Origin of the sequence: Nitrospirillum amazonense, from assembly GCF_029594735.1 — a bacterium.
GTDB lineage: Bacteria > Pseudomonadota > Alphaproteobacteria > Azospirillales > Azospirillaceae > Nitrospirillum > Nitrospirillum amazonense.
Window position 1 is genome coordinate 120667 of the sequence record NZ_JARPAF010000003.1, and the last position, 26391, is coordinate 147057.

Sequence of the window (26391 nt, forward strand, 5' to 3'; positions counted from 1 at the left end):
GCCGCTCCAGGCAAACGGCGCTGTTGCCAGGAATGGGCGGTCCGGCCTTGGATCCGTTTTCGGCGGAGCTCAAGGCCGGACATGCCGCCCTCCCATCACGCCGCGCGGACCTTGGCCAGGAAGCCGTCGACAGCCTGACCCAAGCGCCCGGTTTCGTGAGAGATTTCGCCAGAGACTTTCATGACCTGGCTTGCCGCCTCCCGCGTGTCGGCGGCGGCCTGGGTGACGCCCTGGATGGTGACCGTGACTTCCTGCGTTCCGCTGGCCGCCTGTTGAACGTTGCGGGCGATTTCGGCCGTGGCCGCGTTCTGCTCCTCCACCGCCGAGGCGATGCCTGTGGTGATGCCGCGCATTTCCTCGATCACCCGGCCCACGCCTTGGATGGTGGTCGCGGATTCCCGCGCCACCTGCTGCATGTTGGCGATCTGCTGGGCGATCTCATCGGTCGCCTTGGCGGTCTGGTTGGCCAGGCTTTTTACCTCCGACGCCACGACGGCGAAGCCCTTGCCGGCATCACCCGCCCGCGCCGCCTCGATGGTGGCGTTCAGTGCCAGCAGGTTGGTCTGCCCGGCGATGGAGGAGATCAGCTCCACCACGTTGCCGATCTTCTCGGCCGCCGTGGTCAGGCCCATGATCTGGACGTTGGCCGCGTCCGCCGTGCGTACCGCGTCCGTGGCGATGGTCGTGGACTTGGCCACCTGGCTGGCGATCTCCTTGATCGAGACCGACAGTTCCTCGGTGGCGGCGGCGACTGTCTGCACGTTGGCGCTGGCCTCCTGCGAGCCTTCGGCCACCAGGTTGGCCTGACTATTGGTCTGGTCCGCCGTGGCGGTCATGCTGGTGGCGGCACCGCCCATCTGGTGGGCAGCACCGCTCAGGCTGGCCACCACCGCCTTGACGCTGGCCTCCAGCTCGCCTGCCATCCGCCTCAAGGTTTCGCGCCGCTCCGCCTCGGCGGCGGCCTGCATGGCGCCCCGTTCCTGCTCGGCGCGTTTCAGGTCGGCCGCCATCTTGTTCAGGGCCTGCGCCAGGGTTCCGGTCTCATCCAGCTGATCGACCACCAGATCCTTGTCCGCCCGGCCGGCGGCCACATCCTCGGCGAAGTGGGCGCTGGCGCGGATGGGGCGGGCGATGCCGCGGGCGACGAACCACATGCCGCCGACGGCGCCGGCGGCGATGGCCAAGGCCACGACTAGTTGCAGCGCCGTGTCGCGGTTGCCGCGCTGCTGCAGCGCGCTGTCCAGGGCCGTCGCCTCCGCCATCGCCACCGCCCGCGGCACGTCCACCAGCACGGACCAGGGCGTCTTGGTCCGGCCCAGGGTGATGGGGGCGAACGCCTTGATGGAGTTGGACGCCGCGTCCATCGTCACCTGCTGCTTGCCGGCCTGGATCACCGCCAGATCGGCCTGCCAGTTGTGGTCGAAACGCTCGAAGGAACTGCCGATGGCGTCGGGATGCTCGCTGGACGCGACGATCAGGCCCATGTGGCTGATGATGGTGACCGACGCCTTGCCACCGAAGACAGAGGCCTTCACCTGTTCGGCCAGTTGCTGCACGAACGCCAGGTCGAAGTCGGCACCGGCGACGCCGCGGAACTTGCCGTCGATCATGATCGGCACCGACATGGTGGCCAGATACACGCTCTTGCCCTGTACGATATAGGGCAGGGGGTCCAGGATGCTTTCGCCGCCGCCGCCCTGCGGCCCTATATACCATCCGCCCTTCATGACGCCATTGGGATGCAGCGCGTGGCTGTCGTATTCCACCAGCGGCTGGATGGCGATGTGGCCTGAAGCGTCGCGCGTCCAATAGGGCAGGAAACGTCCCGTGGCATCGGAACCCACGTCATGCTTGTCCTTGAAAGCGGTGTCCTGGCCGTCCAGGGCATCGGGTTCCCAGGCGCTGTAGGTCCCGTTGAACCGGGGGTTGGCCTTCAGGACATTCAGCAGGACGGCGTTGAACTGCGCGCGCCGCAGGGCCGGCGCGGTGCCGACCTTGTCCTGGGCGTCGGCCAGCACCTCGAACGCGCGGGCCATGTCACGGGCGCTGTCGAACGCCCCGTCAAGCGTGGAGCGGATGATGCCGGCTTGGGTGGAGGCCAGGGTTTGCAGGCCCTCCCGCGTCTTGCTATCGGTCAGCTCCCCGACTTGCTCGCCAACGAAGGCCTTGGTGTTGCTGGACGCGACCAGTCCATAGCCAACCAGGGCGCCCGTTGCCCCCAAGACGCACAGCGCGGAAAGTAAACTGATCTTGGTTTGTAAGGACTTAAAGCGCATGGCAGCTCCCGGATTAAGTGGGCCGGCGAAGTCGGCGTCTATCCAGGGAAAAATACATATGTAGGAACGTTATAAGGTGATCCAGATCAAAGGAAAATGGTTAATTGTCTTGATCATATACCAACGGATATGTTTATTGTGGGGTTTCATACGTAAATCAATGCCAATTTAAAATATAAACGAATGAGTATCGTTAACAGCGTTTTGAGATTGGCCTCATTCAATACGACTTCACCGGGTATCGGGTGCCGATCAGTCGGAGTTCGAGCCATTTCCCTTGTCGAAGGTTGGGGCTTCCTTTCCCCGATGCGCCCCGCAATTTCCGTCACCCAAAAAAGGGCCGCCGGCGGGAAGTCCGGCGGCCCCGAGGTGCCTTCCAGGGGGCCAACCCGAGGAAGGGAACTGGGGAACGATCACCCCATCCCGATGGTACGTTCGGGGCGGGGCGGTTCCTGTCGTCAGAAATCGTATTTCAGGCGCACATAATAATAGCCGCCGTCATAGCCGTAGGGGCTGCTGAAGGAGTACTGCTGGCCCACGCCATAGGTGCCGAACTCCGGCCGGATCTTGGCGGGGTATTTGTCGCCCACATTCTGGCCGCCGATGCTGGCGGTCAGGTCGTCCAGCACCTTGTATGAAACCTCGGCGTCGAAGATCCAGGCGGGGTCGAAGTTCTGGCCCAGGCAGGTGGTGCCGCAGATGCTGACGTTGTCCTCCCAGGCGCCGAAATAGCTGGCGCGGCCCAGGATGCTGAACTTGCCGATGTCCCACACGCCCGTCAGCGTGGCGCGGTAGTGCGGGCTTTCGTTCTGCAGGTCCTGCACTTGGCCCAGGCCGATGACGGTGGGGTTGTACTTGGTGACGACCGTGTGGTTGATGTTCATGGCCGCCGTGGCGTGCAACTCGCCCGCCGTGTCCAGGTCGAAGGTCTTGTTGGCGACGATGTCCACACCCTGGGTGCGGGTGTCGAAGCCGTTGGCGAAGTAGTTCACCTGGCCGCCCACGCCCACCGCCGCCAGCGCCGGCTGGGCCACGATGTCGGCCGCCGTCACCGAATAGGTGCTGGTGATGCCGATGCGGTCCTCGACCTTGATGTTGTAGTAATCGACGGTCAGGTTGACCTTGTAGGGCAGGTCGAAGACCAGGCCGCCGGCGATGTTGAACGAGGTCTCGGGCTTCAGCGCCTGGGCGCCGTAATAGCGGGCGATGGCGCTGCCCACGGGGTAGGTGCCCTGCTCTACCGGGTTGCCGTTCTGGAAGATGGTGGTGACCTTGGACACGTTCTCCTGGCCCGGCGTCGGCGCGCGGAAGCCGGTGTTGACGGAGGAGCGGACGGCCACCCAGTCGGTCAGCTGATAGCGGCCGGTGACCTTCCAGTTGGTGGTATTGCCGAAGTCGCTGAAATCCTCATAGCGCAAGGCGAAGCCCAGGCTCAGGTCCTTGATCACGTCCGCTTCGGCGTCGGCGTAGAAGGCGTAGTTGCTGCGTGGGAACTGGCCGGCGTCGGTGGGGGTGAAGCCCGGCATGCCGTTGGACCCCACCGGCACGTAGGCGGCATAGGCGCCGGAGGTGTACGAGGCCGCGTCGCCGGGGGTGATGGTATAGGTCTCGCGCCGATATTCCGCGCCGCCCGCCAGGGTCAGGGGGCTGGCCAGCCAATCGATGTGGACCGGGTAGGTCAGGTCCAGGTTGAGGTCGGTCTCCTCCTGCGTCTGGGTGCCCACGTAGAATTGGGTGGGGCTGATGGGACCCAGCGAGGGGTTGACCGTGTTGGTCAGGTTGTAGCGCACCTCATCACGGCCGTAGCTGGCGCTGGCGTCGATGATCAGGCCGGACTTGAGCGTGGTCTTGTAGCCGCCGGTGATGCTGCTATCCAGGATGTCGCCATAGAACCAGGGGTGGTAGCCGCCGGGGTAGACGCTGGCCCAGGAGAAATTGCCGCCGCTGGTCAGCGGGAAGGTCGTGCCCAGCCAGCTGCTGACCGGGTCGCGGTAGTAGAAGCTTTCCTTCTCGTTGCTGTGGCCGAAGTTGCCGAACAGGTAGATCTTGGAGTTGTCGGTCAGGTCGACGCCGCTGTTGATGAACAGGCGCTCCGCCTCCACCGCGTTGTCGCCCCAGCGCTGGTTGGGCGTGGGATAGCCCTTGGGGCCGGGGTTGTAGCCCGACGCCTTGAGGTCGGTGACGTCGCTGCGCTCCACGCCCCGGTCGGTGGGGTCGTTCTTTTGGTATTCGGCGCTGATGTTGACAAAGCCCCGGTCACCCAGGGGCAGGCCGGAATTCACCTGGATGTGGCCGGTGGCGCCGTCGCCGGCATAGTCCTGGCCCCATTGCACGATGACGCTGCCGCCGTCGGCGGCATCCTTCAGGGTGAAGTTCATGACGCCGGCGATGGCGTCTGACCCGTATTGGGCGGAGGCGCCGTCGCGCAGCACCTCCAGCTGCTTGATGGCGATGGCCGGGATCTGGTTCAGGTCGGCACCCTGCGAGCCCGAGGTCTGGGCGTCGCCGGCGATCTGCACCAGGGCCGAGCGGTGGAAGCGCTTGCCGTTGATCAGCACCAGGGTCTCATCCGGTGGCAGGCCGCGCAGGGTGGGCGGGCGCACAATACCCGAGCCGTCGTCGCTGGAGAAATGGCCGACGTTGAAGGAGGGCACCAGGGTGCGGATCAGGTCCTGCGTGTCGCTGCCGGCCTGGCGTTCCAGGTCCTCTGGCGTGAAGACATCGACGGGGGAGGGGCTGTCGGCCACCGAGCGATCGATACGGCGCGTGCCCGTGACGATGATCTCGCTGAGGTTGTCCGCGTCGGCGGGTGCCGTCGCGGCCCAGGCCCCGGATGACATCGGAATCGAGGTCAGCGCCGTGCCGGCCAGAAGAGTCAGCGCAGTAAAAACGCGCGCGCGTCGCCATTCATGCGCGGAACACCGCGCACTGCCGCAAAATCCCATATGAAGTCTCCCAGATTATCGTTTCGATACGCTCTGGGTCGCTTCGTGGTGATTTATCCCTATTTGCCCGTTTCGCGCTTGCAGCACGTCTTGCTCTTGGGGAAAGCGTACGGGACGCGACTTAGGGTTGGGGATGCGACATTTCGCCTTCGGCTGAACGGGATATGACCGTGCCGTGACGCTGATGGGCAGGGGGATCAGCGCAAGAGGGGGCTGTCCAGGGCCACGGCCAGGTAAAGCCAGCCGTCCTCGATGACCAAGGGCAAGGATGCCAACGACATACCGCGGCAGGGCCCGTCGGTGCACAGGCCGGTGTCGGCTTCGAAATGGGCGCCGTGGGCGTAGCAAAGGATGCGCTGACCGTCACCGGACAGGAAGCGGTCCTTGCGGTATTCCAGCGGCACGCCTTGGTGGGGGCAGTGGTTGCGGTAGACCCGGATGCCGTCGCTGCGGCGCAGCGCGAAAACCGTGTCACGGCCGGATTTGGCGGGGTCGAAGCCCCGCGCCTGGCCCACCGGCGGCAAGGCATCCAGGGCGCACAGCGGGGTGCGGGTGTCCCCCGGGGCCGGCGCCCCGGGGGTATGAGAAAGTGCGGCCACCTTAGTGCGCGCCGCCCTTGGGCGGCGGACCGCTGGGGAACCACTTCTCCCGCGCCGTGAACAGGAACAGCTGGGAATTGTCCGCCCCCGGCGGACGGTGGCGGGCCTCCCACGTGTCGTCGTGCAGGTCCATGTCGGCGTCGTACTCCACATGGCAGCCCAGAGGGCTGTTGAAGTACCAGAACCAGTTGGACCCAAAGTAGTGACGGCCGGGGCCCCAGAAGGTGGTGTAGCCCTTGGCCTCGAACTGGGTGCCGGCGTACAGCACTTCCGTCCCGCTGCCCAGGTGAAAGGTGAAGTGCTCCACCCCCTTCATGAAGGGCGGCGTCTGGATCAGGAACAGGGTGTGGTGGTCCTCCGTGCCCGCCGGGCGCAGGAAGGGGCCCACGCCGATGAACTTGTCCGTCAGGCGGAAGCCCAGGCGGTTCACATAGAATGCCTCCGCCTGCTCCATATTGGGAACGAACAGTACCACGTGTGACAGGGTGCGCGGCTCGACCTTCATGTCCCAATCGATGCCCAGCAGGTTGGGTCCGCGCTGGGGCGGATGGCCGGGGGCGTTGGTCAGGTCGGCCGGGGCGGTGTAGGGCCGGCGGATGGTCAGCGCGAAGCTGAGATGGAAACCAGAGTCGTCATCGGCGTGCACGCTGCCGCCCTCGCCCCGGCGCACCTCACGGTCCTTGGACAGCTCGGCGGCGATGGCCTCCAGCGTCGCCGCGTCGCCCACGCCATAGACGATCTCGCGGATCGAGGGGGCGGGGCCGATGGCCGGCGGCAGGCGGGGGTCGTCGGCGGCGCGGATGATGACGCAGGTACCGTCCAGCGCCTCGAACCGGCCGTCACCGGCCGGCTTCAGGCCGTAATCCGTCAGGTACTGGCTGCAGGCGTCGACATCGTCGACACCGAACACCAGGGCGTCCGGTCCGATGATATTCATGAGGCGTTCGTCTCCCGAGTAGGATTCCGCCCTCTCCCGTGGGGCGATCCAGCCTGAACCTTAGGGGGTGGCCGCCTTTAACGAAAACCGTTCCTTTCCATGCTGATGTATGGACGAAACCGATGGGTCGGGCGCGGGGAAGGGTCAGCATCTATGGACGCCGCCAATAGATCCGCAGCGGAAATATCCATTTCACCACGGCCCATCGGCCCGCCTAGCGTGGTCGCCAAACAAGACACAACCAAACAAGACCCAGAGGGAGAGGCCCGGCCGCGCCAAGAGGGCGCCGCCGGGAGGGAGACCGCAGCCATGCCCCGCACCTTCGTCCGTTGCCGCCGCCTGTTCACCGGGCTGGAGGATGGATCGCGCGCCGACCAGACCCTGGTGATCGAGGACGGCCTGTTCACCCATATCGGCCCCACTGCCGAGGCGCCGGCACCGGGTCCGGATGATGATGTGCTCCACGCCGGCGACCGTTTCGTCATGCCGGGGCTGGTGGACGCCCATACCCACATCGTGTTCGGCAACGCCCGCAGCGAGGAGGATATCGATTTTTGGGGCACGCCGGAGTTCCGGGCCCTGCGCGGCCTGTTCTTCGCCCAGCGCGTGCTGGCGGCGGGCTACACCTCCATCGTCGTGCCGGGCGATGCCGGCAACTGCAGCATCTCCGTCCGCGACGCCATCAACGCCGGCCTGTTCACCGGTCCTCGCATCGCCGCCAGCAGCTGCGTCATCGCCAACCGGCACAGCCTGAACGACTGGTTTCCCGAGCATGTCGGCACGCCGGACTATGTCACCGGCCGCCTGTGCACCACCCGCGACGCCCAGATCGAGGAGGTACGGCGCCAGGCCAAGGCCGGGGTGGACGTCATCAAGATCGCCATGGACGGCACCCACTTCCGCGAGGACGGCACCCACATCGCCGCCTTCACGCAGGACGAGATCGGCGCCATGGTGGCGGAGGCCCACCGCTTGGGGAAGAAGGTGGTGACCCACGCCTATGGCAAAGAGGCGGTGCTGTACGCCGCCCGGGCCGGCGTGGATGTCATCAACCACGCCTTCTTCGCCGATGATGAATGCATCGAGGCGATGGTGAAGTCGGGCAGCCATGTCAGCCCGACCCTGACCTTCCTGCGCAACAACGTGGAATTCGGGCAGCCGCATGAGCCCACCGCCGGTTCCGGCTACCAGGGGGCGCAGCGCCGCATCATCGAGGTGGCCAAGCGCACCCTGGGCCGCATGCGGCAGGCCGGTGTGCCCTTCATGACCGGCAGCGACAGCGGCTTCGCCGTCACCCCCTATGGCGAATGGCATGCGCGGGAGATCGAGATCCTGGTGGACTGGCTGGGCTTCACGCCCGCCCAGGCCTTGCGGGCAGCCACCAGCGTCTCCGCCCGCGCCATGCCGCGCGGGCACACCCTGGGCGCCATCGACGCCGGCCGGCGGGCGGACTTCATCTTTGTGGACGGTGATCCGCTGGCCGACATTGCCGTGCTGCAGCGGCCGGGCGCCGTCACGGCGGTCCACATCGGCGGCGTGGCGGTTGCGGTGGAGGCGCGGCGCTATGATCCGTACAAGGTCACCCACCTCAGCAGCCTGAAATGGACCGACGTCTACACCCGCGATCGTGCTGCCGAGCTGGGCCTATGGCACAGTGCAGGCCAATAGGTCGCCTTGAGGGAGAACGCGATGACTGTCCTGACCTGCGCCGTGGCGCTGAAACTGGTTGAGGCCATCCTGGCCGAGGGCAAGGCGCGCGGCTTCGCGCCGCTAACCGCCGCCGTCCTGGATGCCGGCGGCCACGTGGTTGCGCTGGCACGCGACGACGGGTCCAGCCTGCTGCGGCCGCAGATCGCCACGGGCAAGGCGTGGGGCGTGCTGGGCATGGGCTTTGGCGGGCGCGAGCTGGCGCAGCGCGCCGCCAAGATGCCGGCCTTCTTCACCGCCGCCATCGAACTGGCCGATGGCAAGATGGTGCCGGTGCCGGGCGGCGTGCTGATCCGCAATGCCGAGGGCCATATCGTCGGCTCCGTGGGGGTGTCCGGTGATACCTCCGACAATGACGAGATCTGCGCGGTGGCGGCGCTGGAGGCCGTGGGCGGCCCGTTGGGACTGAAGGCCGATACCGGCGCCGCCTGACCTTACTGCCGGTCAGTGATGATGATGCCCGCCGCCGCCGGTGGCGAAGGGATGGCGTTCGGCTTCCTCCGCCTTGGCCGCCAGCACGGCGATCGCGGCTGGCGTCGCCGGGAAGGGGCCCTGCCAGATGGTGCGCAGGGCGCCCCGGCTGTCCACCAGTACCAGCAGCGGGCCTTCCGGCGCGCCGCCAATGGTGCGGTAGGCCACGGCCGCTTCCGGACTGGTACTGCCGCAGGCCGAGGCGGGCGGAGCCTGGTCCGGGTTGGTGCTGACGATGACCGGCACCACCGGCGTCGCCCGCACCGCCGCCAGGGCCTGGGCGGGGATGTCGCCATAGCCGATGGCCAGCAGCAGGGGATGACCGGCCAGGTCGGCCAGGCTGCCGGCCTTGGCCAGGGCGCCGTCGGCCGGGCAAGTGAGGTCCAGTTCCGGCGCCGGCATGCCCCAGGTCCACACGCCCTTGGCCTCCGCCACCGTCGTGCCGCTGTTCAGGGTGTGGATATAGTCGATCAGGGCCCAGCGCTCATCTTCCGACAACTGGTCCGCGAAGGCCGGCATGACCGGTTTGCCGTCCGGGTCGGGCATGCCGTGGCTCAGCCACCAGAAGATATCGCCCTCGCTATGGTCCAGCAGATGGTGGGCCGTCAGGTCGGCGGGCGGGATGCTCAGCTTGGCCGCGTCCGGCCCGTCACCGGCGCCCCCCGCGCCGTGACAGCGGGCGCAATGGCCGGGGAACAACGCGGCCCCCTGCGCCACCGAGGCGGCGGTAAAGCCGGTGGGGGACGACCAGTAGCTTGTCGGGAAGGCTTCCACCGTCAGCAGGTCCAGGTCGGGCACGCCGAACCACAGGGCGATGCCGGCGGCGGCCAGGGCTGGCAGGCGCAAGGCCAGGGCGGGACGGCGCCAAGCCCCGGGCCAGGGCGGCAGCATGGCCAGGGCCAGGCCCAGGATGCCCAGGCCGGTCAGGAGGATGGCCTTCCAGGCCAGGCCGCCGTAATCGGGATCGGACAGGATCTCGCCGCTGAGCTTGCGGGTGAAGGGCCACAGCGGCTGGTCGTGCACCCCCGGCACGATGCTGGCCAGCCAGGCGGCCAAGGCCACCACGGCAATACCCAGGGACAGTTCCACCAGCACGCAGGCGCGCAACAGCGCCAGCGGCACCGTGCCCTGGGCGAGGCCGGGGGCGATGCGCCAGCGATTCAGCCCGGCGCAGCCCAGCATGAGGGCGTACAGGGCGGCCTTGGCGATGGCGACCTGGCCATACGTGGTGCCGATCAGGCCGGCCAGGGTGCCGATCAGGCCCACGCCGTTCAGCAGGGCGGTGGCGGCCAGCAGGGTGACGCAGGTGACGCCCAGGGGGGAGAAACGCACGGCCAGATCGGCCGCCAGCGCCGGGCGCGACAGGGCCAGCAGCAGCCCGGCCATGCCGCCCAGCCAGGCCCCGGCCGCCAGCAGATGCAGCACCTCCGCCGCCAGGCCCGGCAGGCTGGCGGCGTCGAAGGTGACGGCGACATGGCCGACGCCGGCGTGCAGTGCCAGCGACAGGCCCAGCAGGCCGGCCAGCCTTTGCACCGACAATCGCTTTTCCAGGACCACCGCCGCGACCAGCAACGCCAGGCGGGGCAACACGACATGCCCGTAACGGGTCGCCGCCGTGGCGGCCAGCGCACCCAGCACGGCGGCGGGGTTGTCGTCCCCCACGAACACGGCCGCCTGCGCGGCGAACCATAGCAGCCCGGCCACGACGGCTGTTCCCGCCGCCCCGCGCGTCCAGCGGCGCAGGGTGGCGGTCAGGTCTTCACGGGCGGGGCCGGCGGGCGCCTTCGCCACGACCAGGGCGGCGAAGGCAGGCAGGCCCCAGGCGGCCAGCGCCAGGGCGAGATGCAATGCCCGGGCGATGGCCAGGCCGGTTTCCAACGTGTTCATAAGATGGGTTTAGACGCCTTACTTCTGAACCTCAAACGTGAAGCTGCCATTGGACTTGTGGGTATCGACCGAGGTGACGGCCCAGGTCACCGTGTAGGTGCCGGGCGCGGCCCCGTCGATGCCGACGATCAGGTGCTTGGCGTCGGCCGGGTCGGTGTGGGTGTCGCCTTTGTCCACCTTCTTGCCGTTCGGGCCGGGGCCCGTGACGGTGATGGTGCTGAACTTGGGCTCCAGATCCTCGGTGAACCAGGCCTCCACCTGGGTGGGGCCGGCGACGGTGCCGCTGGCCGTGGGGACGGAACGCTTCAGGTGGGCGTGGGCGGCGGCGGTGCCGGCCAGTCCCACGGCGATGATGAAGGCGGCGGCGGAGGCCGCGACGGTGCGGTAGGTCATGGGCGTATCCTTGAGATGAAGGGGAAACGGGTGACGTGACCGGGCGTCAGAGCGACACTTTCAGGCCGCCGAAGAAAGTCCGCCCCGGGAAGGGGTGGTACAGGAAGTACTTCTCATCATTGAGATTGTCGACGCCCAGGTCCAGCGTCAAATTGTCCAGCACCTTGTAGTTGATGTGGACATCGGCGACCAGGAAGCTGTCGAAGGCGCCGAATACCTTGGCCACGCTGTCGGTGTTGTCCAGGGTCGAATACTGCTTACCACTATAGCGGCCGGCAACGGTGAAGGCCCATTGCTCGTCCGGCCGGTATGTCGCCGCCAGCGTGACGCGCCAGTCCGGGACGTAGGGCACATGCTTGCCCGTGGCCGTGGTGCCGGCGCTGCTGGCGAAGTTGGGGTCGGACAGGATGGTGCTGTCGACATAGGTGACGCTGCCCGACAGCTCCAGCCCCTTGACCAGCACGTCCTGCTGGCTGGCGGCCAGCTCGACGCCGCGGTTGCGCACCTCATCCACGTTCACGGTGTAGCTGACCGGCGTGGACCCTGTCAGGAAGGCCGTCTGCGCGATCAGCGCGTCCCGGGTGTTCTCCTGGAACAACGACAGGCGCACCCGCCCGCCCGCGAGGGGCCCATCGGTGAAGGCACGTTCCACCGCCAGCTCGCCGCTCAACACCCGCTCCGGCTTCAGGTTGGCGTTGGGTGCCGTGTAGGTCGTGCCGGTCTGCACCAGCTGGTATAGCTCGCTGACCGTGGGAAAGCGGTAGGCCTCCCCGAACGACGCGGTGACGTGCCAGTCGGTGTCGGGCGTCCAGGTCAGGGTCGCCTTGGGTGAGAAGGCGCCCCTTTCCGTGTCCGGCTGCTCCACCCCCTTGCCGCCGCTGTAGTTATAGCCGTCGAAGGCCTGCCAGCGCTCCAGCCGGCCGCCCAAGGTGACGGTCCAGTCGGGCAGGAAGGTCCATTCGTCCTGCGCCCACAGGGCCAGGGTCTGGGTCTTGCCCCGGCCGCTGCTGTACAGGCTTTGGCCCTGGTCGCTGCCGCCCTGCCAGGTGGCGGTGTTGTAGGTGGGGTTGACCAGCTCATACTGGTCGGCGTGCAGGCCGGCGCTGACGGTATTGGACGGCGTGGTGCGCCACAGCGCCTTGGCGTCCACGTTGGTCCAGTTGGTGCCGTCCATGCGGGCGATGCGACCGGCGGCGCTGAAGTTGGTGCCATTGGCGCTCACCCCGGTGGGGGTGCGCTGGATGTCGTCCAGCATCTGATAATGGCTGACCGTCACCTCCGCATCCCAGGGCCCCTTGCTGTCGCTGCGCAGGGTGACGCTCTGCGCCAGATGGCTCTGCCACAGGCTGTACTTGCCGCTGGCGAAACCGGACAGGCCGGCGAAGGTGGCGGCGCCGGCGCTGTCGCGCAAATAGGTCTGCACGTCCGACGTGGCGTCGTTCTGCCAATACCCTAGCGTGTAGTTCAGGCGCCAGACCGGCGACAGGTCATACCCCAGCTTCAGCTTGGCGTTGGCCATCTGGGTGTGCAGCAGGCCGCTGGCACCCACGACGTCGGCCACGGCCCCGGTCTTGTTTAGCGCCAGGAAGGTGCCGCTGGTGCCGGTGGGCACCTTGCCGTTGGTGACGAAGCTCAGCGGCTGGCTGTCGCTGTTCTGGTAGTTGGCGCTGAGCGACCAGGTGAACCGCCCCATGCGGTCGCCGATATGGGCGCTGGTCTGCGAGGTCACCAGGTCCTTGTGCGTGCCGTACAGGCCGAAGCTCTGCACCGCTTCCGACTGGCGGGCATCAGCCTCCAGTTTCTCCGGCGTGCGGGTGGTGATCTGCACCACCCCGCCCATGGAATTGCCGGCATAGGCGGCGGAGTAAGGGCCGTACAGCACATCGACCCGCGCGATCTCCTCCGGCGCCACCAGGCCCCAGCGCGGGGCGCCGATGGTGTTGTTGTTGGCGATCAGGGCCGAGATCAGCACGTCGTCGGCATAGACCAGGGTGCGGGCGCTGGAGTTGACGCCCCAGGTGCGGGTGGCCAGGACGGCCTGGGTGTCGCCGTTGTTACGCTTCCGCAGGAACAGGCTGGGCAGGTATTTCAGCGCGTCCTCGCTGTCCAGGACGTTCTGCGTTTCCATGACCGTGGCGCCGGTGACGCCGACGCTGGTCTGGGGGGCGGCGTATTTCTCCAGTGCCGGCCGGTCGGCGGTGATGACGATGGGGTTGGTGGCAAGGTCAAGGTCGGAATCGACATCCGGCGCCGGGGCGGCCAGGGACGAGGTGGACGGAACCATGCCCAGCAGGCCGACGCCCAAGGCGATGGCGGCGGTGAGCGGGCGGCGCGACGGGCGCCGGGATAGGCATACCATGAAGGCAATCCCTTCGGGGGACGGCCGGCGGCGGCCCGGGACGGTGCCGGGCGGCGCGGGACACGGCCGTTCAGGACAGGGGTGCCGTCGCCGGCCCCGGAAAGGGGCCGGACGGCGATCGATGTCGGGGATGCCTGGGGGTGGGAAGGCCGCTGGAACGCGGGGGGCCCCCGGGCTCAGGCGGCCAGGGGCGGGGCGCGGGCGCCGGGCGTGCCGGGCAGGCGCGAGGTGAAATGGCGGGCCCGGGTACTGGGCCGCCAGTTTTGCCGCGCCTGCCGCGTGGGCAGCGCCAGGATCAGCAGCAGCAGCGGGACGGCCAGCGCCGCGAGGGCGGCGAAGGCGCAGGGCCCCATATGGTCCTGGTCGCCGCCCGGCCGGTGGTCGTGATGGCCGGCATGACCCGATGGCATCAGCAGGCCGCCGGGCTCGGCATCGGGATGATGGTGATGCGCGTGCGCCACGAAGGCGGGCGGCATCGGGGCATCCTGGGGGGCCATCACCTGGACCAGCACGTCATGCACGCCGGGGCAAAGCATGAAGGGTGCCGGCCCGCCACCGGTGTTGACCATGTAGCCGACAGGGATCAGCCCGCGCAGCAACACCGCCGCCAACACCAGCCAAGCCCATCCGCGCGGCATGCGCCGGGCCCGGCCGAGGTCCAGGAACCTCAGCGCGGCGGCCGGCACAGCCGACAGGGGGGACAGGGGGCGGGGCGTCATGATGCTACTTTTATGCGCGTAAAGAGTGTTTGTCGGCAACCCGAATGATGTGTTGCCAGCATCCTATTCCGGCTTCGATTTGTCTACCCTGAGATGGGTCAAGCCTGCCATCGGCACCGGATCACCGATGTGGATTCGGCCGGGTGTGCGCTGCGTCGATCCGATTCTATAAAAGAAAAGGCCCGCCCCCGGGACACTGGGGACGGGCCTTTTCACGACTCCGAACTGCCGGCGGATCAGAACTTGTAGCCGGCCGTCAGCCGATAGTACCGTCCCAGGACGGCGCTGTAGTAGCGGGGAAGGGCCGTGCCGCTCGCCCCCGTATAGCCCGCCTGTGGGAAGGGAACGTGGGAGTTCAGCACGTTATCCACCAGGAAGCGTATGCGATAGCCGCCCTCGAACTCGTAGCCGGCCGAGGCATTGTACATCACGTACGGATCCATGACCGGGTACTGGTAGTTGGATAGCGGCGTGTTCACGTTGAGGCGGGTTTCACTATAGTATTGGGTCTGCCAAAGGAAATCGAACCCGCCATTCTTGTAGTTGATGTTGGCGGTAAAGTTGTTGCGGGGCTCTTCCACCGCACCTACCGTGTACTGCTTATCACCAGTACCCACCTTATAATAATGGCTGAAGGTGTGCAGGTAATTGACGCTGAAGTCGATGGCACCATAGCTGGCTGGCAGGCCCACGTCCTCTAGGTTGAACGCATAGTCCAGTTCGGCCTGCAGGGCCTTGAAGCTTTCGATGGCGGCGTTGTAGTAGCCCTCGGCTACCGAGGTTACCTGCCCACTTCCATCGCGCACGAAGGTGCCGCAGAACGAATTGCCGGGGGCGCCGTCATAGCAGGCGTCCAGCAAGTCGGTGGCGCTCAGTTGTGCGATTTCATTGGTGATGTCGATGCTGATGTAATCGGCGGATAGCGTCAGCCCGGGGGTGTAACGGGGGCGCAGCACCGTGCCCACCGTCCAGCTGTCGGCGATTTCGTTCTGCAGGTGTGGGTTGCCGGAACTGGTGCCTGGGCTGGTGAAGTCGACGATGTCGGACGTGAAGGGCTGGGTGATGCCGGCGGCGGCGCAGTTTGCGGCGCGGTTGGCCGGGTTGGGGCCGCCGGTAATGTAGCGTTGGTCGCAGGGGTCGTCGGCGGTAGTGTAAATCTGGCCAGTGGGGCTATAGGCCTCGGTCACTGCCGGGGCGCGGAAGGAGCGGGTGTAGTTGCCGCGCAAGGTGATATCGCGAATGGGCTGGTAGGTGCCGCCACCGCTGTAGGACCAGAAGGTGCCGGTCTGGCTGTTGTCGACGAAGCGTGCCGCCCCCTGCAGTTCCAAGCTGTAAACCAGCGGCACTGCCATGTTGGGCGCCACCACCGGGATGTTCACCTCACCGAAACCTTCGTTGGTGTGGTACTCGCCTGCCACCGGGTCGATGGGAATGCTGTTGCCGAATTGGGTGCGGGTGCCGTCGCCGTTGGGCTGTCCGTAATAGAACGCACCGGGGTCGAAGGCCGTCGTCTCGCGCCTGTATTCATAGCCCAGCGAAAACTTTGCGTCGCCGGCGGGCAAAGTGACGATGCTGCCGCTGATGTTGGCCAGCACGTCGTACTGGGCATTGTCTTGGCTGGGGTCGGCGATAGCGGTGATGTAGTCCGTTGCCGCCTTGCTGGCGTGGTTGATACCGAAGATGTTCAACGGCGCGCAGGTGCCGCTCAGCGTGGCGATGGCGGCGTTGGTGTAGCCGGGGGCGCAGACGATGTTGCCGCTGCTATCCCGCACTGCGTTGATGGCGTTGAAGAGGTTCTGGGTCACCACCTGCCGGTCCTCGTTCGAGGTTTCCGACTTGCCGTAGGTACCTGTCACGTCCCAGTTGAAGGTGCGGTTAAGCGCCGAGAAGTCGCCCTCCAGCCCCGCTACGACGCGATAGACGTTGGTGGTGGTGCGAAAGGCGCCGGTGGCGAGATCCGTGTTGGCGCGGGCCATATAGAAGGTGCTGGGGTCGGCGTCTGCGGCCACCAGATTGTTGATGATGGTTTGGCGGTCGGCGGCGCTTAGATAGGGGTTGTCCGTGCTCAGGATGAGATTGCCGTTGGGGTCGCCTGCATTGCCGAATTGCGCGGTATTGTAATAGGGCTGGTCGCGCAAGTTGGCGGCACGGAGGTGGCCGTACCACAGCTCTGTATTGAAACGCACATGATCAGTCAGGTCGTAATGGCTGAGCAACGTGACCTGGGTCCTGTTGCTTTCCACCTGCAAGTTACCGTAATCGGCAATGGGAAAGCCGCTGCCGCCGGCTTGATAGATGGCGTTGCCTGTCAGTTGGCCATTGATGAACGGCGTCAACTGGCCGTCGGGGCCGAAGTACAGGGCCTGGCCGGCGCTATTGGTGATGGCAGACGCGGCTTGGCCCCGGGAAATGGGTATGCCATCGTCCACCATGGGCATGCCAGTGTTGGTAAAGATATTGTAATGCCGGCCGCCGGAATAGAGCTGCTGTGTGAAGGTCTGGCCTTTGGTAGCGCTGCCGAAGAATTTACTGGCGCCGCCAATGGTGCCCTTGCGGTCTTCGTCCGTCAGGCCATTCTGCTTATCGTACTGGACGGCGACAGTGATGTTGCCGCGGCCGTTGTTGAAGTTCCGGCCCAGCACCGCCGAGGCGTTGTAGTCGGCAGCGTCGCCATATTCCGACAGGCCGCTGGACACGCTGACATCGGCGCCCTGGTAATCCTTCTTCAGGATGATGTTGACGGTGCCGGCGATGGCGTCGGAGCCGTAGATGGGCGCGCCGCCCACCGCCACCACTTCAGTGCGGTCAACCAGGGCCGTGGGGATGGCCGACAGATCGACCGGGCTGCCAGCGACGGCGCCGAAAATGGACGAACTGGCGGACGACACGAAACGGCGGCCGTTCACCAGCGTCAAGGTGCGCTGGGAGCCCAAATTGTACAGGTCGGCGAAGGTCTGGCCGGCGCCAAAGGAACCCTGGCTGCCCACGGGACTATTGCCCGGGACACCGAACGCCGGCAGCTCTTGCAGCGCTTGGCCCAGGTTGGTAAAGCCACGCTTCGCGATCTCATCCGCGCCCATGACCTCGGCCGGCTGCATGGTGTCGAAGTTGGCGCGCTTGATGCGTGAGCCGGTGATGACGATTTCGTTGAGGGAGGTCGTCTGCTGCGTGCCGGTGGCGGCGGTGTCGGCCGGCTGCTGAGCGGCTTGCGCCACCTGCGCCGGCGCAGGAGTTGCGTCCCCAGCCTGCTGAGCCCAGGCGCTGGCGGCCGTTCCCATGGTGCCGATGGCGGCGCCAACCATCAGGGATAGGCGCAAGTGGTTGATTTTTTGGCAGAAGTGCGACGATTGGGTAGACCGACCCATAGTTGCCCCCGTTGTTCTTGATGCCTGTTATGACATCAATGGGAGGTTGACCAAACGGTCAGGGTCAATCCTGTTTTGTTGCTCTCTTGTTGATGTCCAAAACGAACGTCGCAAGAATGCAACACAATCGGTGAAATTTTATAACTTTTTGGTGCGGTGCAATGGTCGCATCCATCCCGTTCAGGGTAGGATGGCTCCACCTATTGGCATGACCATTCGAGGTGCGTGATTACGATGGTAGCTTGCTTATTCCGACAGCCGATTGGTGAGTGGTGATAGGGGAGCGACTCAGGCGGAAACGGTTTCAAGGCGCGTCCACCCGAGGGCCAAGGCGCCGGCCAGGCCCGCTTCTCCACCCAGGCCCGGCGCCACGATGAAGCCGGCCAAGCCCTCGGCCATGGCCGGGTGGTCGATGTAGCCGCCGATGTGGCGTTCGGCATGGTGGCGGACGCGGTCCAACAGGCCGGGACGTCCACCCACGCCGCCGCCGATGACGATGCGTTGGGGCGACAGGGCGAAGAGCAGGTTGGCCGCCATCTGCCCCAGATAGTCGCCCACCAGGTCCCAGACGGGGTGGTCGTCGGCCAGGTCCGTGGCCGGCCGGCCCACGCGCGCCTCGATGGCGGGGCCGCAGGCCAGGCCCTCCAGGCAATCGCCGTGATAGGGGCAATGGCCAGCATAGGGGTCGCGGGCCGGGTCGCGCCGCACCAGCAGGTGGCCGCCCTCGGGATGCACCAGGCCGTGCTGAGGACGCCCGCCCACCACTACGCCCACGCCGATGCCCGTACCCACGGTGACGTAGACATGGCTGTCCAGGCCCTGCGCCGCGCCCCAGCGGCCTTCGCCCAGGGCGGCGCCGTTGACGTCGGTGTCGATGGCGACGGGGACACCCAGGGCATTGGCAAAACGATCACGTACCGGCGCGCCGGACCACCCCGGCTTAGGCGTGCGGGTAATGCTGCCGTAGTCCGGGCGGCGGGGATCCAGTTGCAGGGGCCCGAAGCTGGCGACACCCACGGCGTCCAGGCCGCCCATGCGCCCGCCCAGCTCGCGCAATGTCTCGGCACAGCGCGCCAGCGTCTCCTCCGGCGTGGTGGTGGGGATGCGGACGGTCTCGATGGACTGAGGCCGCCCTGTCCCTTCCATGACGGCCGCGCCCACGACGGCCTTGGTGCCGCCCAGTTCCACCGCCCCGACGCGCCTCATGACCGGACCTCGATCCAGCGTGTCTGCCAGGGGCCAAGGGGCAGGGCCGCCGGGTCGACGTCCTCTTCCGCTACCACGTCCCGCCCGGCGAACCCGGTGGGCAGCGATACCGTGACCGTCTCGCCCATCAGGTTGGCCAGGCATAGCAGCGGGCGGGACCCGGTGCGCTGGAAACCCAGCACCCCGCCGGGCAAGCCGGCCAGGGGGCGGGCCGGTTCCGCGCCATGCAAGGCGGGCAAGCCGGCGCGTACCTGGATCAGCCGGCGCAGGGCCGCGCGGAACATGCCTGCGGCGGTGCCGCCGCCACGCTGGGCGGCCCGGTCCCAGTCCATGTGCGGCCGGTGCAGCCAGCGGCCTTCCCCGGCGGGGACGCTAGCCACCGGGGCGTTGGTCAGCGCGACCTCATCCCCCATGTACAGCACCGGCAGGCCATCCAGCGCCAGGGTGACCTGGTACAGCTGCAGCAGGCGCGCCAGGGCGGCATCCGTGTCCGCTTCGCCGGGGTGCCCTTCCGGCCGCAGGCCCACCAGTGAGGCCGCCATGCCGTTGGTGCTGGGTGCGCCGCCGCCATCCGCCTGGAAGGCGGCGCCCAGGGCGTAGCTGCCGGCCGTGGCGCCGGCGTAGAAGGCGGAAACCCGATGCAGCGTCTCTTGCGGGATCAGGGCGGCCAGCGCGTCCCAGATGATGTCGTCATGGCAGCGGACATAGGTGATCCAGGCCGCCTGCCGCGGACGCCCAGCCAGCCGGTCCAGCAGGGCATGGGCGGGGGTCGCGTCGCCGGTCGCCTGGGCCAGCCACAGGGCCGTCATCATGCCGTTGTTGTAGGCCAGGTGGCATTCGTTGGCGGCCGGCTGCCCAGTGGCCTCATCCCGGCCGAAGAAGGACACCACGTCGTCCGGGTCGACGATGGCCTCGCCCTTCAGCAGCACGCCGGGCGCCGCGATGGCCAGCAGCGCCCGCCAGGCCTGCACGATCCAATGGGTTTGGGGCAACCCCCGGCAGGACGTGCCCGGCGCCTTCCACAGGAAGGGCGTGCTGTCCAGGCGGAAGACATCGACGCCCTGGTTGGCCAGGTGCAGCAGCACCTCCAGCATTTCCAGGAACACGGCCGGGTTGGCGTAATTCAGGTCCCATTGATAGGGGTAGAAGGTGGTCCACACCCAGGCGCCGCCGCCATCGCGGGCCAGCGACGGCTCGGGGGTGAAATTGCCCGGCGCCGTCTTGGGGAAGACCTGGCCCAGCGTGGCCTCATAGGCGGCGACCTCGTCCGCGCTGTCCAGCACGTGGTAATAGGCGCGATAGGTCGGGTCGCCCACCAGTGCTGCTTGGGCCCAGGCATGGTCGCGGGCGGTATGGTTGCACACCACGTCCAGGCACAGGGCCATGCCGGCCTGGTGGGCATCCTCCGCCAGCGCCCTCAAATCCTCCGCCGTGCCCAGGCGGGGTTCCACCGAACGATAGTCGGCCACGGCGAAGCCGCCGTCATTGTCGCCGGACTGCATGGCCAGCAGCGGCAGGGGGTGCAGGTAGGTCACACCCAGTTCCGCCAGATAATCCAGCCGCCGCCGCACCCCGGCGAGCGTGCCGGCGAAGCGGTCGACATAGAAGCAATAGCCCAGCTGGTCCGGTCGCTGGAACCAGTCCGGCTCCGCCTGACGCCGCGTGTCCAGGTCGGCCAGGGCCTGCGGCCGGTTCCTCGCCGCCCGGGTGACGGCCTCACGCACCTGGCCCAGCCAGTGGTCCAGCCAGCGGTCCAGCCAGCGGTTCGGCCAGTGGTCCGGTCCGGGGGTGCCCCCATACAGGCGCCGCAGCAGGGTGTCGGCCACGGGCCAGTGCCGGTCCAGGCGGTCATCCAGGGCCGCGGCCCGGCTGAGGACGGAAGAGGTCATGCCGTGAAAATCCCAGAAGGCTCGATGTCAAAAAGAACCGGCTGGCGGGAGGGTGCCCGCAATGGGCGTCCCACCTGGGGAGGGAAAGATGGGGCCCGCCAGCCGGTGCCAGGGTCAGAAGCTGTATTTGACACCGGTCTTGAAGGTGCGACCGTTGATGGACCGCGCCAGCAGGATGCCGTTGCTGGGCACGGCATCGGTGGTTCCATCCACCTCGGTCAGGCCCAGGGTGTTGAACAGATTGTTGGCGGAGAACGACCAGACGATGTCCTTGGTCAGGTTATAGGTGGCGAACAGGTTGACCTGGGCATAACCGGGCATCACCAGCTTGTTGGTGGTGTCGGCGTAGCTGTCGGTGGTGCCGATGATGTTCACGCCCACGCTGTAATCGTTGCCCACGTAGGACGGGGTGATCTGATAGACGAAATCGGCCTGGCGCTGGGGCACATTGCCCACGTCGCTGGGGGTGATCTCATCCTTGGTGATGCGGGAATGGGTGTAGGTGACGCCCGCGTCCAGCTGGAAGGCGCCGTAACGGTAGCTGGCCTCCAACTCCGCCCCTTCCGCGTCATAGACGCGGGAGATGAAGCGCTGGGTCAGCGAGGTCACGTCCTGGTTGGCTTCCTCGGTGTTGGCGTAGAAGCCGGTGAGGAAGACGCTGAGGCCGATGTCCGACCGCCACTTCACACCGCCCTCAGCCTGTTTCACCTTGTTCACCGCGTTCTGGTAGGCGGTGGAACCGTCGGGGTTGATGGAGCCGAAGGCCAGGCGGTCGGCGTTGGCGCGTCCACCTTCGCTATAGCGCACGAACAGCGCCAGATCGCGGTCGATGGCGTAGTTGGCGCCAATAGAATAGGAGATGTAATGCCAGTCGTAGTTGACCGGGCTGGCCGCCAACTGGTTGACCACCGGCACCGTCAGCTCCGGCACCTGCAGCACACCATCCTGGTTCACGTCCAGGGACGTGGTGCCGGTGGGCCCGGCATAGCTGCCTGAGGCATGGCCGTAGTCATAGCGCAGGCTGGCGTCCACCGTCAGCTTGTCCCAGGCCCAGTTCAGGGCGGCGTACGGCGCGTCGATGTCATAGTGCATGTCATAGCTGCGCACGCAGCAATTGCCCCAGTAGGGCTCGCCATAGGCGACCAGGCCGTTGGAGGTGACGGCCTTGCCGCTGGCGTTCAGCACGTTCAGCAGCACGCCGTCCTTACCGTTGACGGTTTCCAGATAAGTGTTCCAGTGCCAGTCCATGTCGATGTTCTGGCGGGCCTTGTAATAGCCGAAGGAGACGGCGCCCTTGCCCAGCGGCAGGGTGTCCAGCGTCTTGGTGACCTTCAGGTCGTTGGTGTAGGTGCCCAGGTCGTTGAGCTTGACGTTGAACAGGGCGATGCGGGACGCCAGCCCGTTGCCGCCCACGCTGGCGGCGCCGACCGTCTGGCCGGCGTTGGGACCACTGGCGTATTGCAGGGTGGCGCCGGTGCCGCCGATTTCCGTCGCCAGGACGGAGGCGCGGTCCACCTCCTGCGGGTAGGGGCCGACGAAGTCGCCGGTGTTGTCGGCCACGCGGAACTTGTCGTCCAGCGTCCAGCCGGGCGCCACCTCGAATGAGGCCTCGCCGCCGAACGCCGTGCTGACGGGGTGATAACCGTCGCCGATGTTAGTAGTCAGGCGGTTGCCGTTGGCGTCTATCGCCAGGTCCTTGCGGAAGTAGGGTGATTGGAAGGCGCCGCTCAGCGCGTCAAACCCGGCCAGAGAGGAGATGTGCGGGTTGCTGCCGCTGCCGGAAATGGCCAGCGGCACCGGCAGGTAGACGGGCGAGCGGTCATTCAGGTACTTGAAGTCCAGGCGGATGAAGCCCTTCTCCATGTCGTGGGTGACGTTGGCCTTCACCTGGCCGCCGTTCATGGCGTCGTCATAGCCGACGGAACGTGGGCCCTCCCCGGTGTGGTAATAACCGCCAACATGGAAGCGCCAGCCGGGGGCGATGGGGCCGCCATAGGCGAAGTCCGCCCGCGTCTCGTTATAGTCCAGGCCACGAGTCAGGCCGATGGCGCCGCCCTCTTTCTCGCCGGTGTCGCTGACGAAGTTGATGACGCCGCCGGGCGCGTTGCTGGCGAAGGTGGACGCGGAGCCGCCGCGTATGGCCTCCACCCGCGCGATGTTGTAGTCGGCGCGCAGATAGGTGTCGGCGGTGCCGAAGGCGATGTCGCCGAACTGCATGACCGGCAGGCCATCCTCCTGCAGCTGCAGGAACTTCGCGCCACCGGAGGCGACCGGCAGACCGCGGACCGCGATGTTGGCGTTGCCTTCGCCGCCCGACGCCTCGGCCCGGAAACCGGGGATGTTGCGCAGGATGTCGGCGGCGCTGCTGGGCGCGGATTGGGCGATCTGGTCCGGGTTCAGCGTGCTGACCGAGACGCTGGTGTTGAATTTGCTCTGCGGCAGGGCGGTGGCGGTGATGACGATCTCATCCAGGTCCAACCCCTGCTGGGCCGGGCCTTTGGCGGGATCCTCGGCCGCCAGGGCGGGTGTGGCGGTGACGGCGGCGCCCAACAGCAGGGCGCGGGCCAAATGGCGCTTCATGGTGATCTCCCTCGTTCGTTCTTTTTTTGATTGTCGTTTTGGGGCGGCCTCCCCGGCCGCCTCGGACGCCGTTACCCAAACACACGTTACAACCGATTGCAATACCGTTTATAGGCCAGATCTACACGACTTCCAAAAGATAGATGGGCCGGTCAAGAAAATGGAAGGGCCAAAATCCAACAATATCAGGCAGTTTCCTTATGAAAATCGACCGACGGCGCCTCCAAGGGCGGCCCAACCCTATACAACCGATTGCAATTTGATCGCAGCGGCGTCAAGGTGCGACCAGTCCGGGTTTGGCCCGGGAGCGAAAGACAAGCAAAATACGAGGGAGGACGGGATGAACGGCGGCAGCCCGCTGGGGTCCTGGGATGTGGCGATCATCCTGGTGTATGTCGTGGCCATCATCGCCATCGGCCTGGCGGTCAGCCGGCGTCAGCGTACGGCGTCGGACTATTTCCTGGCCCACAAGTCCAAAACCTGGCCCGTCATCGGCCTGGCCCTTCTGGCCTCAAACATCTCCAGCACCACGCTGATCGGCCTGGCGGGCGCCGCCTACGACCACGGCATCGCCGTCTTCGATTATGAATGGATGGCCGGCATCGTCCTGGTGTTCTTCTGCATCTTCCTCTTGCCCTTCCTGCTGAAGACCGGCGTCTACACCACGCCGGAATTCCTGGAACGGCGCTATGACCGGCGCTCGCGCCTGCTGTTCTCAGGGCTCACCCTGTTCCTGAACATCGCGGTGGACACGGCCGGCACGCTGTACGGCGGGGCGTTGATGTTCCAGCTGGCCTTCCCGGCCGTGCCCATGGGCGTCATCGTGCTGCTGCTGGCCCTGGGCGCCGGCATCTACACCACGGCCGGCGGCCTGGCGGCGGTCATGGTGACGGAAACCATCCAGGCCGTGCTGCTGCTGACCGCTGCCGCCGTCATCGCCGTCATGGCCTTCAGCCAGGCGGGCGGCTGGGACGCGGTGATGGCCGCCACCAAGCCGGAGATGTTGAGCCTCATCCGCCCGGCCGGCGACCCGGTGCTGCCTTGGACGGGCCTGGTCACCGGCGTGCCGCTCATCGGCTTCTATTTCTGGTGCACCAACCAGTTTATGGTGCAGCGCGTGCTGTCGGCGAAGAGCATCGACCATGGCCGCTGGGGCTGCCTGTTCGCCGGGCTGCTGAAGCTGCCGGTGCTGTTCCTGATGGTGCTGCCCGGCACCGCCGCCCTGCTGCTGTTCCCGGGCCTGCCGCGCGGCGACCTGGTCTACCCCTCGCTGGTGTTCAAGCTGCTGCCGGCGGGCGTCGTCGGGCTGGTGGTGGCGGGCTTCCTGGCGGCCATCATGTCGGCCACCGCCTCCACCTTCAATTCCGCCTCCACCCTGGTGACCATGGATTTCGTGCGCCTGCGCTGGCCACACCTGGGGGAGAAGCGGCTGGTGACCACCGGGCGCTTGGCGACCTTGGCCTTCATGGCCCTGGCCGTGCTGTGGGCGCCGCAGATTGCCCGCTTCGGTTCGTTGTGGCAGTACCTCCAGGCCATCCTGGCCTACGCCGTGCCCCCGGTCGTGGCCCTCTTCCTGGTGGGGCTGTTCTGGGCGCGGGCGAACGCCACGGGGGCTTTCGCCGCCTTCGCCGGTGGGTTGGCCCTGGGCTTGGGCCTGTTCGTCTACTGCGTGGTGCTGGGCCACGGCGGCCCGCACTTCCTGCTGATGGCGCCCCTGCTGGTGCTGGCCTCCGCCCTGATCCTGGTGGTGGTCAGCCTGGCCACGGGCGACGGCAGGGCTGGCAGCGGCGAATCGAAAGAGGGCCCGGCGCTGGTATGGACGCCGGCCGTCTTCCGGGCGGAAACGGCCACCCTGGCGGGGCAGCCGTTGTGGATGAACTACCGCGTGCTGTCGCTGGGCCTGGTAGGCCTCACCGCGATCCTGGTGTGGTGGTTCCGCTGAGGGCGCCGCCGCTGCTGGCCCGCACGACCAGCTCGGTCGGCAGCATGACCGAGCGGGCGGCGCGGCCGGCGATCTGCGCGAACAGCAGGTCCACCAGTAGGCGGCCGCCGGTGGCGGTATCCTGGCGCACGGTGGTCAGGGCGGGGTTGTAGAAGGCCGCCATCTGGATGTCGTCGTAGCCGACCACGGCCACGTCTTCGGGCACCTTCAAGCCCTGGTCCTGCAGGGCGCGGATGGCGCTGATGGCGATGACATCGGAACAGGCGAACACCGCGTCGAAAGATGCGCCGCCGGCGATCAGGCTGCGCATCGCCGTCAGGGCTGAGGCGCTGGCGAAGCGCGTGGGCACGTCCAGCGCCGGATCGGGTTCGATGCCCGCCGCCGCCAGGGCCGCGACATACCCCTCATGGCGCAGGCGGATTTCCGGCACCGTCCGCTGGCCCAGAAACACGATGCGCTGCCGCCCCTGGGCGATCAGGTGGGCCACGGCGCGCTCCGCTCCCGCCCGGTTATCGGATCCCACGGTCACATAGTGTTGCTCGGGCAGCTGGGCGCCCCAGACCACCAATGGCATGCCGCGGGCGGCCAGCCGCTCCAGCCCCAGATGGGCGGTGCTCTGACCGATGGCGATCAGCCCGTCCACCCGCCCGGTGTCGACCAGGTCGGCCATGCCGTCCGTCCGTCCGGGACCGATCTTGGACAGCAGAAGATCATAGCCGTGGTCGGCAACGGCGTCGGCGATATGGCCCAGCAATTCCAGGAAGAACGGGTCGGAAATGGGCTGGTCGTGTTCATGCAGCAGGGGGATGACCACGGCGATGGTGTGCGTGTGGCCTTTGCGCAAACCCTGCGCCCGCGTGTCGACCCGGTAGGAATGGGACTCCACCAGGGCCTGGATGCGGGCCCGCGTCTCCTCGTTCACCAGCGGGCTGCCGGACAGGGCGCGTGATACGGTCGATTTGGAAACACCGGCCATACGCGCGATGTCGTCCATCTTGACCGCGCCCATCTTGGCCCTGGCCTGGCCTTCCTGCGTCGCGGCCGTTGCGGCCGGCTTATCAGCCATGTCCTATTCCTGACAGTTCAACCAGCGGACCATACAACAGCGGGTTTGGA

16 protein-coding genes are annotated in these 26391 nt (G+C 67.0%); 3 read left to right on the forward strand and 13 right to left on the reverse strand.

What is annotated here, in order from left to right; genetic code table 11:
• Positions 1–95: 95 nt before the first annotated feature.
• The 4 genes from P5F91_RS19000 to P5F91_RS19015 form a co-directional block, all read right to left on the reverse strand.
• Positions 96–2276 carry a methyl-accepting chemotaxis protein gene (locus P5F91_RS19000; protein WP_277907932.1) on the reverse strand — a complete coding sequence of 727 codons (2181 nt, stop codon included), beginning with the start codon at positions 2274–2276 and terminating at the stop codon, positions 96–98.
• 458 nt (positions 2277–2734) lie between these two features.
• On the reverse strand, positions 2735–5116 hold the full coding sequence (locus P5F91_RS19005; RefSeq protein ID WP_277907933.1) for a TonB-dependent receptor plug domain-containing protein: 2382 nt from the start codon (positions 5114–5116) through the stop codon (positions 2735–2737).
• Positions 5117–5418: 302 nt separating this feature from the next.
• Positions 5419–5820 carry a Rieske (2Fe-2S) protein gene (locus tag P5F91_RS19010; protein ID WP_277907934.1) on the reverse strand — a complete coding sequence of 134 codons (402 nt, stop codon included), beginning with the start codon at positions 5818–5820 and terminating at the stop codon, positions 5419–5421.
• A 1-nt stretch (position 5821) separates the two neighbouring features.
• Complete coding sequence (locus P5F91_RS19015) at positions 5822–6757, reverse strand: VOC family protein (RefSeq protein ID WP_277907935.1); 936 nt, start codon at positions 6755–6757, stop codon at positions 5822–5824.
• Positions 6758–7066: 309 nt separating this feature from the next.
• On the opposite strand from P5F91_RS19015, the gene P5F91_RS19020 reads away from it, so the two are divergent.
• Both P5F91_RS19020 and P5F91_RS19025 read left to right on the forward strand, forming a co-directional pair.
• On the forward strand, positions 7067–8425 hold the full coding sequence (locus tag P5F91_RS19020) for a metal-dependent hydrolase family protein (protein WP_277907936.1): 1359 nt from the start codon (positions 7067–7069) through the stop codon (positions 8423–8425).
• Positions 8426–8446: 21 nt separating this feature from the next.
• Positions 8447–8896, forward strand: a complete 450-nt coding sequence (locus P5F91_RS19025) for a GlcG/HbpS family heme-binding protein (protein WP_145613133.1) — start codon at positions 8447–8449, stop codon at positions 8894–8896.
• A 12-nt stretch (positions 8897–8908) separates the two neighbouring features.
• Here P5F91_RS19025 and P5F91_RS19030 read toward each other — a convergent pair whose 3' ends face one another.
• The 8 genes from P5F91_RS19030 to P5F91_RS19065 form a co-directional block, all read right to left on the reverse strand.
• Complete coding sequence (locus tag P5F91_RS19030; protein WP_277907937.1) at positions 8909–10822, reverse strand: CopD family protein; 1914 nt, start codon at positions 10820–10822, stop codon at positions 8909–8911.
• 18 nt (positions 10823–10840) lie between these two features.
• Complete coding sequence (locus tag P5F91_RS19035; protein ID WP_145613131.1) at positions 10841–11215, reverse strand: copper resistance protein CopC; 375 nt, start codon at positions 11213–11215, stop codon at positions 10841–10843.
• A gap of 46 nt (positions 11216–11261) precedes the next feature.
• The gene (locus P5F91_RS19040; protein ID WP_145613130.1) at positions 11262–13574 is read right to left on the reverse strand and encodes a TonB-dependent receptor; all 2313 of its coding nucleotides are present in this window, start codon (positions 13572–13574) and stop codon (positions 11262–11264) included.
• 176 nt (positions 13575–13750) lie between these two features.
• A complete protein-coding gene (locus tag P5F91_RS19045; protein WP_145613129.1) occupies positions 13751–14293 on the reverse strand; it encodes a hypothetical protein in 543 nt (180 codons plus the stop codon).
• A gap of 236 nt (positions 14294–14529) precedes the next feature.
• Positions 14530–17610 (reverse strand): TonB-dependent receptor domain-containing protein, encoded by a 3081-nt coding sequence (locus P5F91_RS19050; protein WP_211107157.1) that lies wholly within the window; start codon positions 17608–17610, stop codon positions 14530–14532.
• Between the two features lie 336 nt (positions 17611–17946).
• On the reverse strand, positions 17947–18864 hold the full coding sequence (locus P5F91_RS19055) for an ROK family protein (protein ID WP_277907939.1): 918 nt from the start codon (positions 18862–18864) through the stop codon (positions 17947–17949).
• Complete coding sequence (locus tag P5F91_RS19060; protein WP_277907940.1) at positions 18861–20753, reverse strand: alpha-amylase family glycosyl hydrolase; 1893 nt, start codon at positions 20751–20753, stop codon at positions 18861–18863. Before P5F91_RS19060 ends, P5F91_RS19055 begins: the two co-directional genes overlap by 4 nt.
• A 114-nt stretch (positions 20754–20867) precedes the next feature.
• Entirely contained in the window at positions 20868–23333 is a 2466-nt protein-coding gene (locus tag P5F91_RS19065) for a TonB-dependent receptor (RefSeq protein WP_277907941.1), read from the reverse strand.
• 340 nt (positions 23334–23673) lie between these two features.
• On the opposite strand from P5F91_RS19065, the gene P5F91_RS19070 reads away from it, so the two are divergent.
• Positions 23674–25275, forward strand: a complete 1602-nt coding sequence (locus P5F91_RS19070; RefSeq protein ID WP_277907942.1) for a sodium:solute symporter — start codon at positions 23674–23676, stop codon at positions 25273–25275.
• Here the strand turns inward: P5F91_RS19070 and P5F91_RS19075 are convergent.
• Positions 25244–26341, reverse strand: a complete 1098-nt coding sequence (locus P5F91_RS19075; protein WP_277907943.1) for a LacI family DNA-binding transcriptional regulator — start codon at positions 26339–26341, stop codon at positions 25244–25246. The genes P5F91_RS19070 and P5F91_RS19075 overlap by 32 nt on opposite strands.
• Between the last annotated feature and the right edge of the window lie 50 nt (positions 26342–26391).

What these genes read in the sequence shown, in the direction of transcription:
- P5F91_RS19015 (WP_277907935.1), bottom strand. Translation starts at nt 6,757, where the DNA reads ATGAATATCATCGGACCGGACGCCCTGGTGTTCGGTGTCGACGATGTC.
- P5F91_RS19035 (WP_145613131.1), bottom strand. Translation starts at nt 11,215, where the DNA reads ATGACCTACCGCACCGTCGCGGCCTCCGCCGCCGCCTTCATCATCGCC.
- P5F91_RS19075 (WP_277907943.1), bottom strand. Translation starts at nt 26,341, where the DNA reads ATGGCTGATAAGCCGGCCGCAACGGCCGCGACGCAGGAAGGCCAGGCC.
- P5F91_RS19040 (WP_145613130.1), bottom strand. Translation starts at nt 13,574, where the DNA reads ATGGTATGCCTATCCCGGCGCCCGTCGCGCCGCCCGCTCACCGCCGCC.
- P5F91_RS19020 (WP_277907936.1), top strand. Translation starts at nt 7,067, where the DNA reads ATGCCCCGCACCTTCGTCCGTTGCCGCCGCCTGTTCACCGGGCTGGAG.
- P5F91_RS19055 (WP_277907939.1), bottom strand. Translation starts at nt 18,864, where the DNA reads ATGAGGCGCGTCGGGGCGGTGGAACTGGGCGGCACCAAGGCCGTCGTG.
- P5F91_RS19025 (WP_145613133.1), top strand. Translation starts at nt 8,447, where the DNA reads ATGACTGTCCTGACCTGCGCCGTGGCGCTGAAACTGGTTGAGGCCATC.
- P5F91_RS19005 (WP_277907933.1), bottom strand. Translation starts at nt 5,116, where the DNA reads ATGTCATCCGGGGCCTGGGCCGCGACGGCACCCGCCGACGCGGACAAC.
- P5F91_RS19060 (WP_277907940.1), bottom strand. Translation starts at nt 20,753, where the DNA reads ATGACCTCTTCCGTCCTCAGCCGGGCCGCGGCCCTGGATGACCGCCTG.
- P5F91_RS19070 (WP_277907942.1), top strand. Translation starts at nt 23,674, where the DNA reads ATGAACGGCGGCAGCCCGCTGGGGTCCTGGGATGTGGCGATCATCCTG.
- P5F91_RS19065 (WP_277907941.1), bottom strand. Translation starts at nt 23,333, where the DNA reads ATGAAGCGCCATTTGGCCCGCGCCCTGCTGTTGGGCGCCGCCGTCACC.
- P5F91_RS19045 (WP_145613129.1), bottom strand. Translation starts at nt 14,293, where the DNA reads ATGACGCCCCGCCCCCTGTCCCCCCTGTCGGCTGTGCCGGCCGCCGCG.
- P5F91_RS19030 (WP_277907937.1), bottom strand. Translation starts at nt 10,822, where the DNA reads ATGAACACGTTGGAAACCGGCCTGGCCATCGCCCGGGCATTGCATCTC.
- P5F91_RS19000 (WP_277907932.1), bottom strand. Translation starts at nt 2,276, where the DNA reads ATGCGCTTTAAGTCCTTACAAACCAAGATCAGTTTACTTTCCGCGCTG.